Genomic DNA, 16177 nt, shown 5'->3' with positions numbered 1-16177 from the left:
CGGCACGTCACTCCTCGGCACCTGATCCTCGGCACCTGAGAGGCCCTTCCATGCAGATCCCCGCAGTCACCGACGCGCAGGAGCTCTCCTGTGACGTCCTCGTCATCGGCGGCGGAACGGCCGGCACGATGGCGGCGCTCACCGCTGCCGAGCGGGGCCGGGACGTGCTCCTCCTGGAGAAGGCGCACGTCCGCCACTCCGGCGCCCTCGCCATGGGCATGGACGGCGTCAACAACGCCGTGATCCCCGGCCGCGCCGAACCCGACGACTACGTCGCCGAGATCACCCGTGCCAATGACGGCATCGTCGACCAGTCCACCGTCCGCCAGACCGCGACCCGCGGCTTCTCGATGGTGCAGCGCCTGGAGGCCTACGGCGTGAAGTTCGAGAAGGACGAACACGGCGAGTACGCGGTGCGCCAGGTGCACCGCTCCGGGTCGTACGTCCTGCCCATGCCCGAGGGCAAGGACGTCAAGAAGGTCCTCTACCGGCAGCTGCGCCGCCGCGAGATGCGGGAGCGCATCCGCATCGAGAACCGCGTGATGCCGGTCCGGGTGCTCACGGCGGACGGCAGGGCGGTCGGCGCGGTCGGATTCAACACGCGGACGGGCGAGTTCGTGACCGTGCGTGCCGGTGCCGTGATCCTCGCGACCGGCGCGTGCGGGCGTCTTGGCCTGCCCGCGAGCGGCTATCTCTACGGCACGTACGAGAACCCCACCAACGCGGGGGACGGCTACGCCATGGCGTACCACGCGGGCGCGGAGCTCACCGGCATCGAGTGCTTCCAGATCAACCCGCTGATGAAGGACTACAACGGTCCCGCCTGCGCCTACGTCGCCAACCCCTTCGGCGGCTACCAGGTCAACCGGCACGGCGAGCGCTTCGTCGACTCCGACTACTGGTCGGGGCAGATGATGTCGGAGTTCGCCGCCGAACTCGCCTCCGAACGGGGGCCGGTGTACCTCAAGCTCAGCCATCTCCCGGAAGAGTCCATCAGCGCGCTCGAAACCATCCTGCACTCCACCGAGCGCCCGACGCGGGGCACCTTCCACGCGAACCGCGGCCACGACTACCGCACCCACGACATCGAGATGCACATCTCCGAGATCGGTCTGTGCGGCGGCCACTCGGCATCGGGCGTTCGCGTGGACGACCACGCACGCACCACCGTGCCCGGTCTGTACGCCGCCGGGGACCTGGCCTGCGTCCCGCACAACTACATGATCGGCGCGTTCGTCTTCGGTGATCTGGCGGGCGAGGATGCCTCCCGATTCAGCGCGTACGAGGGCGAGTTGCCTGCCGCCCAGGTGCGGGACGCGCACGAGCTGATCTACCGTCCGCTGCGCAACCCGGACGGCCCTCCGCAACCGCAGGTCGAGTACAAGCTGCGCCGTTTCGTCAACGACTACGTCGCCCCGCCCAAGTCGGGCGCCCGACTCTCGCTTGCCGTGGACCACTTCGAGCGGATGCGCGGCGAGATCGACGGGATGGGGGCGCAGACCGCGCATGAGCTGATGCGCTGCGCGGAGGTGCATTTCATCCGGGACTGCGCCGAGATGGCGGCCCGTTCCTCGCTGGCGCGCACCGAGTCCCGCTGGGGGCTCTACCACGAGCGGCTGGATCACCCGAAGCGTGACGACGACGGCTGGCTGCACCATCTGGACCTGCGAAAGTCCCCTTCCGGGGCGATGGAGTTCACGGCACGCCCGGTGGACCCGTACCTGGTCCCCGTCGACGAGTTCACGCCGAGCGGCGGCGCGTCACGCCACCTGGGCGAGGTGCACCCGGAGCACGTGGCCACCGCCGGTCAGCGCGACATCGCCCCCGTGGGTTCCGGCCCCCGCATCACCGCACCGACGTCACGGGACGCCACGGCCGCCTCCCCCTCCCCCCGCATCCTGGAACTGCTGGCCCTCACGGAGGAGAGCGAGTCCGAACTCCCCCGGCTGCGCCCCTTCTTGACCGACCCGGACCCCGCCGTACGCCGGGCCGCCGTGGCCGCGCTCACCGAGACCGTGCCCACGGGTACGGGCCCGGCGCTCGCCGAGACCCTGGCGGACCCTGATCCCGGCGTGCGCGCCGCGGCTGCCGCATCACTCCTCGAACTGGTCGAAGTCCTGCCTGCGGAGCGGGAGTTGGCCCGGGGTCTCCACGACGCCCTTGCTCAGCAGGACGCCCTGGTCCGGGCAACCGCACTGGACGTCCTGCGCGCCCTGCGGCTCGGCGAGGCCACCTCGTACGCCTCCGCGCTCGCCGACCCGGACATCGAGGTCCGTATCGCGGCGGTACGCGCCCTGGTCTCGGTCGACGCCCTTGACTCCGTCGCCCGCGCCACCACGGACCCGGCCCGCGAGGTCCGCGTCACGGTGGCGCGCGGCCTGCACACGCCGGAAGCGCTGACCCCCTTGCTCCACGACGCCGACATACTGGTCCGCGCTGCGGCACTCGCGGCCCTGGCCTCCGCCGGCTGCCCCGCCCCGTACGACGACATGGCGGTGGACGCCTTGACCGCCCCGTCCTGGCAGGTCCGCACGGGCGCGGCCACGGCACTGTCCGCGGCCACCCCTCAACGGGCCGTCCCCGCCCTCGCCAGAACCCTCGCCGACCCCAACGCCGACGTTCGCAAGGCAGCGGTCCTGTCCCTCCTGGAACACTCGGCGCACGAGGAAGCCCGCGTGGCACTCACCACGGCAGTACTGGACCCGGACGCGGACGTCCGCGCCTACGCGGCTCGGGCGGCTGCGCCCGCCTGAAGGGAGGGCGAAGCGCCGCATCGCGTACCGGGCCGAATGTCTCGCACGCCTAGCCGGTGCTGCCGCCGGTCCGTTGCGGAGGGAGGGGGCGCTGGATGCTGTCGCCGCGGTTGTTGGTCCCGACGCTGGTGGCGAGAGCGGCGAAGTCTCCCAGGACACCGAACCGTCCCTTGTCGGCGGGCAGCAGGGCGCGGACGGGGCTGTCCGGGGCCAGGAGCTCGGCCAGTTGGGCCTTGTACGCGTTGTAGACCCTGGCCGTGTAGCCGGGGTCCGTGATCGCTCTGGCCCGGTGGTCGTTGGTGACCGCGATGGAGGCCAGGTCCATGAGGTAGGTGTCGAAGAGATCGGTGGCGTCACGGGACTTGGCCCCCGCCACGCCCACCCGCGCCCGGTGCGCGAGCACCTGGGCCATCTCCAGGACGATGTCACGGTAGATCCCGTGCCGGATCGTGTGCGGGAAGGCCGCCATGATGTGGTCCTCCTGGCCCGCCCCTTCCGTGTTCATGAAACGCGGCGTCTTCAGCGTCTCAAGGCCGGGCACAAGGAGCGGCATCCCCCGGTACAGATCCTCCTCCTCGGGGATCTTCGCGTTGGCCGACGCCAGCGGGTGCAGCCCGATCTCGTGCGCGAGCATGCCCATCAGGTAGCCGATGTCGTACTTCTCGAAGTAGTAGCTGGCGAGATTGATCTGCACGCCCTCGGCGCCCAGATCCCGCACGTCCGCCGGCGTCTCGGTCGTCCGCACGTGCAGGGTCACCCGCACGTGACGGCCCGCGATGTACTCCTTGATGGTGCTGTGCTCGTCCAGCAGCTCGACCACCCGGATCGCCTTGTCCACGTACGCCTCCGTCTGGTTCAAGTTGGTGAACTCGAAGTTCCCCAACTTGAAGGACTGCGGGGCCGGTTCGGCCAGGGTCGGCACGGGACCCGGCTGCGGCTCCGGTGGCACGGGGGTGTTCGAGCCCGTGTCGTTGCCTGACAGCGTGCTCAGCTCGTACGCCTCCTCCTCCGGCGCGGGAGTCTTCGGCGCGGGTGCCGGGGTGTGGAGGCTCAGGGGGACGAAGTCACCGCCGCGGCGGCGGAGCCGGATGTGCGGGCCGCTGTCGCCGGACGGGCCGGCGTAGGTGTGGGCGGTTCCGTTCTCCTCGACCAGGACGACCGTGGTGCCGGTCGCCGCGGCGGCCCACTCCGCCACCGCACGGTCCGCCCCCGGACCCCACGGAGCTTGGGCGAGATGGCGGCGCAGGTGGCCGTCGCGGGCGTCCTGGCTCGGGGTGGGGACGCCCGGACGGTGCGGCAGGGGCGGCGGCGTGAAGAGCGTCTCTCGTTCCACCGGGTCGCCCGGGAGGCCGTTGAGGCGCATCAGCTGGGCGGGCGGCGCCCCGGCGCGGCCCCGCAGCCGTGCCGCATCGTGGCGGTCGGCGCCGGGCCGCTCGGAGGCCTGGAGCAGGGCGAGGGAGAGCGCGCCGAAGAAGCCGTTGCCCCGGCCTGTGACGGCGCCCTGGGTGTAGGTGGCGCCGTCGGGTGCGGTGAGGACACCGTCGCGACCGAGGCGGTAGCGCGGGCCGTCGCTGTCGGCGGGCGGCATCCAGGGCGGCGTGGCGTGGCTGCGGTGCGCGGGCGGCTGCGCGGGCTGCCCCTCCGGCACGGGAAGCGTGGTGCCGGTGCCCGAGGCCCCTGTGTGCGTGCCGGATCCGGCGGCGGTTGCCGGAAGCGGGGTGGCTGTCGGCGGCGGGCTGCCGGGCGGGAGCGCGGCAGCGAAGAAGCCGTCGGCGGCGAAGAGGGCCGGGGCGGTGGCCGGATCGACGGCGGCCGGGTCGGTGCCGTGCGGCAGGAAGAGCTGCTCGCGGCCCTCGCCGGTCACCACGGTGAGCGGGGTCCCCAGGACGCGGGCGGCGAGGGCGGGCAGCAAGTCGGCGCCGCCGTGGTCGCCCGCGCGCCGCTCGGGCGGGTCGGGCTCGCCGTCCTGAGCCGGTACGCCGTTCCGCGTCGACTCGCTCGTGGTGGGGCCGCCGCTCGCGGTGGGCTCGCTCGCGAAGGGGCGGGACAGGGCGCTGACGGCAAGTGCGACCCGTTGAGCGGGCGTGGGCCAGAAGGTCTGCGGGAGCCGCCCGAAGGCGTCGAACTCGGCCTGCTGGGCAGCGGTGAACTTTACGCCTGCGGTGTCGAGTTCGTCCTGTGTGAAGATGTCCGCGGCATCCAGCGCGAGGGCGTCGAGCAGGTCGTCGTTGCCGTCGTCGCCCAGCGCCCAGGCGAGGCGGTCGCGGGCGGCGCCGATGGCTTCCGCGGTGACCGCCGGGTCGCCGGGCGCGTTCGCGAACCGGTCGGCGATGTCGGTGCCGAGCAGCTCCGGCAGACGTCCCGTGGTCGCGGCGGCGGCGAGCAGCGCGTGGAAGAACGAGGCTCCGTCGTGCGGCATGTCGTGCACCTCGCGCACCGTGGCGCCGTCCGGCGAAGTGAGGGTGCGCGGGGCGGAGTCGGTGGCCTCGGTGACGGTGTACGGGGCGGGGGCCTCGGAGCGCCAGGCCGGTTCGGCGTACTCCTGCGGCCGGTCCGGCACCGGGACCGAGGCCGCACCCTGGTGGTGGGCGGTGAGGCGCGAGGCGGCGAGGTGCAGCCGGTGGTGGTCCACGGCGGCGGCGTCGGTGTGCTGTTCCCAGCGGTGGACCTCCTGGCGGGCGGCCTGCCAGGCGACGACGGCCGGGGACCAGAGCACGTCCGGCGGCAGGTCGGCCGGCGGTCCTGAGTTGTCGTCGCCGAGTGCGGTCCGCTCCTGGGCGCTCAGGTCGAGCCACGTCTCGCGGGCCCGCGCGCGGGCGTCGTAGTAGTTCTTCTCGGCCGCGGCGAGGTCACCCGCCGCCTTGGCCTGGTCGTCCCAGGCCGCGAGGACCTCGTCCGTCAACGTGGCGTCGTCCAGGAGACCCTGGTCGCGGGCGATGTCCTCGCGCAGCCACACCAGCGCCGTCGTCTCGGCCTCGGCGGCGCGCGGGCCGCGCCTGGCCTTGCCGAGCGCGTGCAGCGGGCGGCTGTCGGTGACCCGGTGGTCCACCTCGGCCACCGCCAGCCAGCTCACGGGCACCGCGAAGAGCATGCTGCGGTCGGTGACGACCTTGTTGTGGGTGCCGAGGGTGGTGTCCGCGGCGCCCTTGTGCGTGGTGCCGTCGTTCGAGCCGCCGATCGGGACGGTGCCGCCCGGGTTGGTCACACCGGCGTTGCTGGTGCCCGCGAGCGGTGCCGTTCCCACGGCGCCCTCGACGTTGTCGGTGATGCCGGACTCCAGCGCGTCGGAGGTCTTCGCCCGTTGCATGGCCTCCATGCGCGGCTTGTTCTCCACGGCGAGGAGACGCGCACCGCCGCGGTGCATCTTCGCGTAGAGGCGGGAGTCGGCGGTGTGGGACTGGCCGAAGAGGTGCGTGGAGGCCTGGGCGGGCAGCGGAGCGCCGTCCGCGCCGAGCGCCTCGCGGAAGCCGGCGGTCAGGCCGACTTGGGTGGTGGCCTCGTGCTGGGCCTGGGCGGGCGCGGTACCGACGGCGGTCAGCGGGGTGAGGCGGGCGGTACGCACACGACCGTCGAGGACCTTGCCCGTGTGCCGCTTGCCGAGGTCGCCGTCGCCCAGGCCGTCGGCGCGGGCGGTGGCGAGGGTCAGGGCATCCTGCACGTTGGCGGCGCCGCGGATGTCCACGGCGAGGATGCCGGAGCCGATCACGTCGTCGAAAGGCAGTACGCCGGAGTCGGCGCCGGAGGTGGAGGAGGCGCCGGAGGTGGGGCTGACGCCCGGGGTGGAGGACGTGCGCCAGGTGGCGATGGCCTCCGGGCGGGCCTGCTCGGCGGTCAGCATCCGCACCGCGCGCTCGGGCTCGGAGACGTCCTGCTCGGTGAGGGCTCCGTCGGCGCCGTCGCCATCCGGGGTGAGCAGGCTCGCGGGAAGGAACTCGTTGAGGCTGCCGACGGGCGTGGCGTCGACGCCGGGGGCGAGCGGATCACCGGTCGCGTCCGTCATGGTGACGGTCAGGGTGTAGCTGGTGACGATCTCGGCGTGCGCCTGGGTGGTGGCGATGTTCGGCATCGCGGTGGTGCCCGCGGTCTGGGTCCGGGAGCTCGAACGCTGCTTGGCGGCGGTGCCCTGGAGCGACGGATTGGCGATGAGGATGCCGCTGTCCGCGGCCCGCTCGCCCCCGCTGAGCGTCACGTCCGCGCCGCGGTCCTGCGAAGTGACGTCGGCCCCGTCGCGGGCGGTGGTGCGATAGTCCTCCAGCTCGAACCCGGTGCGCAGCCTGTCCACGGTGGTGGTGACCGGGGTCAGCTGGAACCGGAGCCGGCCGGGGCTGCCGCCGACCGGCAGGTGGAACGGATGCGACCAGGAACGGTAGCGGACCGGCAGGGTCATCCCGTCGGTCGTCAGCTCGTGCAGGTGGGCGCGGAGGAAGTCCGGGGAGAGCCGCTGGAGGACCTGCTCCCGGTCGTGCGAGGGCACCCCGATCTTCTCCAGCTGGCCGATGAGCCGCTGCGCCGCACGGCCCGCGTCGAGCTGACCGCTGGGGTGGGTGGGGAAGCGGCGGCCGCGCAGGAAGGGGGGCACGCGGTAGCCGCCGCCGAGGTTGTGCGGCGTGGTGGTGCCCAGGCCGTCCGGGGCGAGCCCGGCCTCGATGACGTCCTGCATCGGCAGGTGGAACATCACCGCGTCGCGGATGCGCTGGAGCGCGGCGGCGGCCCGGCGCGGGGCGAGACTGTCGCCGAGGCGCTCGGAGAGCCGCCCGGCCGCGGAGCTGATCCGCGTGCCGGCGCGGGTGCCCACCGTGCCCATCGCGGCCGTCCAGCGGTCGCGCACCGCCACGGTCTCGGCGGCGTCGGCGACCACCAGATACATCCGCCCGGCGAAGGAGAGGGTGGTGTTGCGGCCGCGGGTGAGCGTCTGCGAGACGCCGCGGCCCTTGCCCCAGGCATACTGCAGGGCGGTCGAGTAGGAGCCGGCCACCGCCTGTTGGCCCGGGGCCTGCTGCAACGGCGTCTCGGTGCCCTGGAGGCCGAGGGTGGTGTGCGAGACGGTGCTCGCGCTGCCGAGGACGCGGTGCTCGTTGCCGATGGTCGCTTCGAGGCTGGCGGGCTTCGGGGCGCTCATGACCCGGAAGTTGTGCAGCTCGCCGCGGACCGCGGCCTTGAGGTAGTGGGTCCGGAACGGCCCGGCGCCGTTGAGTCCGGCGATGCGGGAGCCGAACGGGCCCAGATACTGGCCGAGTTGACCGGCCACGCTGAGGTTCGCCATCGCCCGGCGCAGCGCGGTGCGCACCGGGGCGCCGGGCGCGCTGACGTGCCAGGAGGTGCCCGTGGCTCGGTCGGCGGTGTCCTGCATGAGCTGTTGGCGCCGCGGGCCGCCCTCGGTGCTGAGCACCACGTGCGGGACGCTCAGCAGCTTCCCGGTGAGGTCCCGGTCGGCCTGCTCGGTCCTCGTCAACGGGCGGCTGCCGTCGAGGAGTTGGTCCGCCTCGACGGAGGAGAGCTGCTGCGGTGGAACCGCCGTGGCCGCCGGTGCCGTGCCGGCGGACGACGTATCCACGGGGGCGTGCCGGTCGGAGCCGTGCGCGACCGGCACGGCGAGCTCCACCCGGCCGATGGTCTCGTTGCCCCGGCTGAACAGGGGCCGCTCCTCGACCTTGCTGACGAAGACACCCGCGCCGAGCAGCCCGACCGTGGCGAGCCGGGCCCAGCCGCGCGGACGGCGGTGGCCCTCGAAGGAGGCGCCCAGCTCCACCTGGTAGCTGTAGAGGTCGGCGCCGGTCTGGAACATCAGATGGTCATGGGTGACCGCGACGGTGCTCCTCGTCGCCTTCTGGCCGGTCCTGGCGTGCCGGACGCCGACCGAGGCGCTGCCGGCCTGGCGCGGCAGCCCGACGTCGGCCACCTTGTCGTGGTCGCGCGGCGAGATGCCCAGTTCGACACCGCCGGAGAGCGTGGTGGACGCCTGCTCCCCCTGGCCCGAGACCTCGGTGCCGATCACGCCGTTGCGCAGCGAGCGTTCGCTCATCGTGGCCTCGAACTGCCGGTCGGTGAGCCGGGCTCGCAGGATGAGCGTGTGGTGGCCGCGCCGGACCTTGCCGTCCTCGGTGAGGGTGACGGGCACTCCGGTGGTGGTCAGGTCGTCCAGGCTCTGCGCCAGGCTCGGCCGGTTCAGCGCCTCGCGCACCTGGCGGTCGTTGTGCAGCGCGGTCCGCATCCGCCCGTCGCCGTACCAGACCCTGGCGAGCCGCGGGTGCCGGAGCATCAGCGGCGGGACGAACAACGTCGGATGGGAGCGGTGCAGGGTGTCGAGGACGGTGTCCGCGAAGGCACGCATGGGGTCTTGGGGTACGGCGGGCTGCCCGGACTGCGGCTGCGGGGGCTGAGTCTGGGTCTGTATCGGGGTCTGCGTCTGCGGGATCTGGGTCTGCGGGCGGACGGGGCGGAAGCCCTCGGCGCGGACCTGGCCGCTCAGGTGAACCGGGTCCTCTCGTGAGAGGTACCACGGAAGCGGCGGCCGGGCGTCTGGGTTGGGCCCCGCCCGGCCGGGCGTACGGCTGTCCCAGCCCGCGAGGCGGCGCGCGTCCTGGGTGGAGATCCAGTCCAGGCTGACCACCCGGACCGGACGGGCCGCCGAGGGGAGCTCGCCGGGTTTGCGCACCATGAGGGTGCGCTCCACCCGGTAGAGCGCCACCGGGTGGTTACGGACGCGGCCGGTCGTCTTCCGCGCCGCGTCGGTGCCGAGGTAGTGGCCGCGCCCGGTGGTGAGGTCCGCGCGGACCAGCGGCCCGCCCTGGAGGCGTACGTCGGTGTCCGGTCCGGCAAGGGTGTAGTTCGGCCCGGAGGTGACCTGAACTCCCAGGCGGGTGTCGCGGACGTGGCCGCGCTCGTTCTGGTAGGTGGTCTGGGTGAGGTCGCGCAGCTCGGCCTTGACCGACTCGGTGACCAGGGTCGCCCGGTGCGGCACCGAACGCTCCACGATCAGATGCCCCAGCGGGTGCTGTCCGCTCCCCCGGGTCAGCTCGGGCCCCGTCACCGGCCCGGCGAACCTGCCGAACAGGGCGAGCAGCCGCCCCGGCCGGACGTACGAGACCAGGGTGCGGTGCGCCGAACTCCCGGGCCGCGCACCGAACATGGCGAGCGCCACGTCCTCCGGCGGGTCGGTCAGGTGCAGCCCGGTGGTGTCGGTGATGCGCGGCTCGACCCCGTCGGGGAAGGTGAGCGTCCTCGGCGCCCTCCTGGGGCCCGTGTAGGGCAGGGTGAGGTCGTCCGGCAACCGCCAGCTCAGGCCGTCACGCATCGCGAACTGCGCGGTGTGCACGGAGGTGCGCTGCCAACTGGGCTTCTGCTGCGCCGGGTTCGGGCGGGGCGGGGTGGTGGTGCGGCTGTCCGGTCCGGTGATCGCCGGTGGCTTCTCGGTGACGCGGTCCACCCGCACCCGGTAGTGGACGTCGTCCAGGTGCAGGTGCGAGCCCTCCCAGTTGCGCCACTCGGACTGGTGGTACGCCTGGGTGCCCTGCGCGTAGTCGGTCCTCCGGGTCCAGCCGAGCGAGACGCCGATCTTCAGGAGCCAGTTGAGCGGCGGACCCATGCTGAGACCGCCGGCGATCCGCCTCCCGAACCCGACGCTCCGCCCGCCGCCCGTGCCGGCCTGCCCGCGCCGCATGGTGTCCAGCCGGACGGTGGCGCCGCCCACGTTGGAGAAGCGTTCCCAGCGGTGGTACGGGATGGCCTCGACCGTCATCTCGTGGCCGACGCCGGACTTCTCCCGGCCCACGAAGCGCGCGCCGCGCGGGGCGGTGAAGGCGGCGGGCTGCTCGGTCAGCAGGCGCAGCAGTTCCGCCTCGTCGAACTGCGCACGCAGCTTGACCGGAAGCTTGCCGAGTATCTCCTCGGCCACCTGCTCGGGCGACCGCAGAGTGACCTTGCCGGGACCGGCGAAGAGACCGGCCGGACGACTCCGCGCGGCCCCTGTCGCAGGGCTGCCCGGTACCGGTGTGCCGTCGCCCGGGTCGGCGTCCGGGCTCAGCAGGATCGCGGGCAGTCGGCTGCCGTCCTCGAAGGTGACGGTCTCCGGCGCCGGGCCCGGCGGCGGGGCGTCCTGGCCGGTAAGCAACCGGGCCGGGCGGTGCCGTTCGAGCTGGGTCTCCAGGGGTACCGGATCGCCCCGGTCGGGGCTGTCGGCATCGGGGTTGTCGAGATCGGTGATCCCGCCCATGCCGCGCAGCCACTCCCCGAAGGGGTCGGAGCCGTCCGGGTCCGGCGGGGCGGCCGGATCCTCGGTGGCGGCCGGGTCCGTGGTCGTGGCCGGGTCCGTGCTGGTGGCCGGGTCCGGTACGGGGGTGAGCGGGGCCGATGCCGGGACCAGCGCGTCGAAATGGTCGGAGCCGTTGTACGCCAGGTGCACGGTGCCACCGTGGCCGCCCGGGTTGAGCGTGTTGACGAAGGTGCTGCCCGGTGACAGCCCGTCGGGCTGGACGAGCCGCAGGTCGAGGTCGAGGGTGTGCGCGAGCGCCTCCGGAAGCAGGTCGGCGAAGGGAGAGGCCCACAGCGCGGACAGCTCTGCCGCCGAGGCGACGAGCCCCTTGGCCCCGAGCCGCCACGCGTCGGCGGGAGTGGGCACCACGTCGGCGAGGTGCGGGTAGTCGCTCTCGCGCAGGATCCGCTGCCACTGACCGGCGTCGCCACCGGCGACGACCGCCTGCGCGACGCGGTTCCACTCCCCGGTGATCCGCCTCTGCTCGGCCGGGTCCCGCACCCCGGCGATGGCACGCATGCGCAGGTCGTCGACGACGGCCAGGACCGGGTCCGGTATCGCCACGGCCACGGCGTCGCCCAGTTCGGACCCGGCGATCCGGTCGCTCAGGAGCCGGCGGAGACCGGCGACGTTCCGCGCGGCCCACGCGGGCGGTACGTCCTGGCTGCGCGCGCTGTCGAGCAGCGACCGGAACAGGCAGTTCCCGCCGCCCGGGGTGTCGAGCCGCCGGAAGGCCAGGCCGTCCGCGCGCACGGTGTCCACGGTGCCGGGCGTGGCCTTGCTGAGCAGGGTCAGGTCCTGGGCGAGGCTCTCGGGCCGGCTCGGCGCGGAAGCCGGATCGGGCCTGCGGCGGGCGAGTTCGGCGGTGTCCTCGGAGCTCAGGCCGAGCTCCGACAGCGGCAGCGGGGTGTCCGAGAGCGACCAGGTGACCTGCGCGGAGGGCGCGTAGGTCAGTCCGCGTACGTCTTCCGGCGAGACCAGGGTGGTCGGCGGGAGTGCGGGCGGCGGCGGTGGCACCAGGGCGTCGAGCGTGGTGTGGGGACCGGCGGCGAAACGCAGTGCGACCGCGGCCCGCAGGAATTCGGTGTACTGCTCGGCAGTGGGGCCGGTGGCAGCGTCGATGCTCGCGCCGCCCGTCGCGCCGACCCGGTCGACGACCATCCGGCGCAGCAGGTCCGGGGTCATCCGGCCGTCGCCGTAGCGGGCGGCGGTGTCCGGGCTGAGCCAGCGCAGCCCGTCCACGAAGGCAAGGCCTGCGAGCAACTCCCGCTTCTCCGGCTGTTGTTCGGCCGACGGGCCGAGTGCGTCACGCAGGGTGCGGATCTGCTGGAGGGTACGGGCCCGGGCGTAGGCGTCGGCCGGTTCCGGGCCCGCGTGCAGGTCGGCGTCGCGCGCCAGCCCGTCCAGGTCGTCACCGGCGGGTTCCGGCGTGAAGAGCCGCCAGCGCCCCGGCCCGTCCGGCCCCTCGGTGAGCACCGCGCGGACGTCGCCGTCCCCGTCCCTGGCCGTGCCCACCTCGGTGGTGGGCGCGTACACCGGCCGCCCGGTGCGGTTCGCCACGTGCTGGGCCACCGGCAGCCCCGCGACCTCGGGCTGCCTTCCGGTCTCGCAGGAGAACAGCACCAGCGGCCGGTCCTGATCGCCGTCCCCCGCCCAGGACTTGAGCACCTCGCCGAGCTGCACACCGCTGACCTTCACGGTCGGATGCCGCGCGTCCTCGGTGCCGAGCGTGACGGTACGGGGAGTGCCGTGCCCCGCGAAGTAGTCGGCGCCCCGCTCGGTGCCCGAGCCGGGGAGCCGGGTCGGCGGGCCGGTGAACACGGTACGGCGGACGGGCGGACCCGGCTCCGTTCCCGGGGCGGGGGCCGGGTGGGCGGACGTGGTGCGCACGCCGCGGAAGGTGTCCTGCCCCAGCAGGGCACGACGCCCCTCCCCGTGCGCCGTACCGTCCTCGGTCGCGCTCTGCGAGATGGTCAACGTCTGTACGGCACGCCCTGGCCGGGGCATGGCATTCGTGTCCGGCCCCCAGCGCCGCAGCTGTGCGACGGGCACGGTGTGGCCGTCCAGGGTGGTGACCACCGGCTCAACTGTCGGCCGCGCAGGGCTGTTTCCGCCGTCGGAGGTCTCGCCGCCGGCCGCGGGCCGCACGACGATCCGCCCCTTGGGCGCGAGCCCTGCGGGAGGTGTCGCCGGGGCAACGTCCGGCGTGGTGGTCGCGTCGCCGTTGCTCTGCGTCTGCCCCGACTCCAGGTGCAGGTCGGTGGCCGCCTCGTTCCAGGGGCGGGACAGGGTGGCGAGCTTGGCGGTGACAGGTACGGCGGAGGTGGTTGAGTCGTTCGAGCCGACGGTTTCAGAGTTACCTCTGTTGCTGTCCGGGGTTGTTGGGGTCTCCAACACCGTGTCCGAGAGCGTGTCCGAGACCGTCTTCGGGCGTGTGGGCGGGTCGGTGAAGTTCTCGTCGCCGTGGGACGTGCCGGTGCTCGGCGCGACGGGACCGGTTGCCGTGACGGGGGCCGGGCCGAGGGCATCGGCGAGCGGCAGCAGCACGTCGGCGCCCGGGAACGCGGTGTCGGTGTCCACGGCGCCGGGGTCGCCGTCCGGCGTCACGGTGGTCGGCGGACCGGTGAGCGGGCGGGAGCGGACCGGAGCCCCCGGCCCCTCGCGGGTCAGCTCGACGGCGGCGCGCACCGGGCGCCCCGCCCCGTCCTGGGCAACCGCGGGCCCCAGCACAACGGCCCGGTCGACCCCGGCCCCGTCCAGCAGCTCCGCCGCCTCCGGCACCCCCTCCCCCGGCGGCGGCAGCTGCGAGACCACGATCGTCAACGCCGGTGAATGCGGGGGTGACTGACTTCCGGTGGCAGGAACAGGAGCGGTCTTCACGTCGCCCGGTCCGCCGATGTCGCGTACGTCGCCGGTGTCGGCGTACGAGCCGGTGGTGCTCACCTTCGGCGAGGCGGCGCCGAGGTCTTCGGCCGGGGTGGGGGTGCTTTCGGGGGAACCCGAAGTGCCGTCGACATCAGCCGGGTTGCTCGTCTCAGAAGCGGACGTGACGTCCGGAGAGGCGGCGGCTTCCGGAGAAGGGCCGGTCTCCGAAGAGATGCCGGCCCCCGGTGACCGGGAGGCCTGCGGGGCCCCGTCAGTCGTGGTCTGCGAGCCGTCCAGCGAGGCCGCGCCATCGGGCTCCTGGGTGCCCATGGGCTGTGCGGACGAGGGAGTCTGGGTGTTTGTGTTTCCGCCGGTGGATATGCCACTCGGCCGCGCGCCCGTACCCGTACCCGTACCCGTACCGGCACCCGTAGCGGCGGGTCCCGTGGCAGTGGTGTCCGTACCGGTCGCATCCGCCGCAATGCTGAGCGGCGGCTCCACCGTGACCGGGGTGCCGAAGCCGTCGAGGGCACGGCGGACCTGGTCGGCGTCGATCTGGGCTCCGGCGGTGTTCCCCGCGGGCAGCACCCGGACCTCGGGCAGCTGCGAGAGATTGCCGTGCACACTGTCGCGTACGCCGATCTCGTTGCTGCCGGGCGGCTGGGAGCCACGCAGGGCGGCGAGCTCGCGCAGGGCGTCCTCGCGGACCTCGGCGGGGCCCTGGTGGACCTGCTGCCACAGCTCGTTCTCCGCGGCGGTCACGGGCAACGGGCCCGGGGAGTAAGGCGGCGGATCGAGAGTGCTGTACGGCGGCGGGTTCAGGGCGGAGTACGGCGGGGGTGACTGGCTGCCGGTGAAGTCGCCGAGACCGGGGCCCTGTTGCGTGGACGGTGAAGGGGAGTTGAGCGTCGATCCGCTGCCACCGCCCGCGAAGTCCGTACGCGGCGGCCCCTCGGCCCGGTCGGAGCCGTCACCGTCACGCGAGCGCGTGGACCCGTCGGATTCGCGCGTGCCCGAGTCGGTGTCACGGCCCGAGTCGGTGTCGCCGCCCGAGACGGTGGGCGGCTGGTGGCGCAACTTGTCGATGGCGTTGCGCAGTTCGGCGCCGCTGTTCAGCGCACCGCCGGTGAGGGTGGACTCGACCTGGCTGCTGATGCCCGCGCCGACGAAAGTGGACCAGCTGGTGGACCAGTCGCCGTCGAAGGCTCCCTTGATCAGGATTTCCGCCAGGGACTCGCCTGCGCCCGCGGCGATGAAGTCGGCCGTCCCCTTGATCCCGTAGTGCCCGGCCAGCGCGCCCGGCCGGTCGGCGTTGTTGCGCAGCAGCTGGTTGTTCCGCCACAGGTTGGGGTTGTTGCGGAAGGAGAACGGGTTGTTCGGGGGGTTGTCGCGGTGGGGGCCGGGCGTGGGGCCAGGGGTGGGATCGGGACTCGGCTTGGGGTTCGGGCCGGGGTTGGGGTTCGGCTTCGGGTTCGGGCCGTTGTTCTTGAGATCCAGGTTCGGGGTGTTCGGACCGCCCGGGTTGTGCTTGAAGTCGCGGTCCGGGCCGTTCTTGAGGAAGTTGTTGTCGTAGCTCTTGACGATGTTCTTCGCGAAGTCGTTGAAGATACTGGTGAAGGCACCGGCAGCGGCGCCGAACGCCGCCGACTTCAGGATGTCGTTCCAGTCGAAGCCGTCGGGGCGGCGGCCGTCCGGGGCGAAGTTCATCATCGCCAGACGCACCGCGAAGGTGGTGAATGCCTCCGCGAACGCCTCGGTCAGCGAGGGCGCGATGTGCAGCCGCTGGAGCAGATGGCTGAGCGTGGTGAGGATCATGAACCGGCTGCGCAGCTTGGCCATCATGATCTGGCTGGCCGACGCGCCACCGGTGAAGAAGGACATCGCCAGATAGATGGCGATCTCGATGAGCAGCCGGATGACCTCGGCGATGACCTGCCACTTGGACTCCATGATGTCCATGGAGGTCTTGCGCCGGCCTTCGGCGATCTTGTCCAACTGCTCGGCGAATTCGCGCAGGTAGTTCTTGCCGCCGTCGTCGGTGAGCGTGCCCATCGCCTTGGCGTACGACTTGGAGAGGTCGTCCGGCATGGACTCGGCGATGTCGTGGACCGACTTCTCGATCAGCGAGGAGACCCGGTCGAGCTTCCGGCCCAGGCCGGAGTACGGCCTGCGGCTCTCATAGGCGAGGTCCTCGTCGGCGTCGATGAGCTTCTCCCCGGTGAGGATGAAGATCATCGCGTTGACCTCGGGCGAGACCTGGATGCTCATCGCGAACCGCCCAGGAGGTCTCGCGGGCACGACGAACCGC

The 16177-nt window shown here is 73.1% G+C and carries 2 protein-coding genes; one reads left to right on the top strand and one right to left on the bottom strand.

Features of this window, described 5'->3' with window-relative positions; all coding sequences use genetic code 11:
• Window positions 1–50 precede the first annotated feature (50 nt).
• Window positions 51–2753, top strand: coding sequence for a fumarate reductase/succinate dehydrogenase flavoprotein subunit (locus AB0E78_RS40495; RefSeq protein ID WP_361844297.1), 2703 nt, complete (start codon window positions 51–53; stop codon window positions 2751–2753).
• Window positions 2754–2802: 49 nt separating this feature from the next.
• Here AB0E78_RS40495 and AB0E78_RS40490 read toward each other — a convergent pair whose 3' ends face one another.
• A complete protein-coding gene (locus tag AB0E78_RS40490) occupies window positions 2803–16137 on the bottom strand; it encodes a hypothetical protein (RefSeq protein WP_361844294.1) in 13335 nt (4444 codons plus the stop codon).
• Window positions 16138–16177 lie beyond the last annotated feature (40 nt).

This window comes from Streptomyces sp. NPDC032198, assembly GCF_040636975.1.
In the GTDB taxonomy this organism is placed as follows: Bacteria; Actinomycetota; Actinomycetes; order Streptomycetales; family Streptomycetaceae; genus Streptomyces.
This window is presented reverse-complemented; position numbering and strand designations above follow the sequence as displayed.

What these genes read in the sequence shown, in the direction of transcription:
- AB0E78_RS40495 (WP_361844297.1), top strand. Translation starts at nt 51, where the DNA reads ATGCAGATCCCCGCAGTCACCGACGCGCAGGAGCTCTCCTGTGACGTC.
- AB0E78_RS40490 (WP_361844294.1), bottom strand. Translation starts at nt 16,137, where the DNA reads ATGAGCATCCAGGTCTCGCCCGAGGTCAACGCGATGATCTTCATCCTC.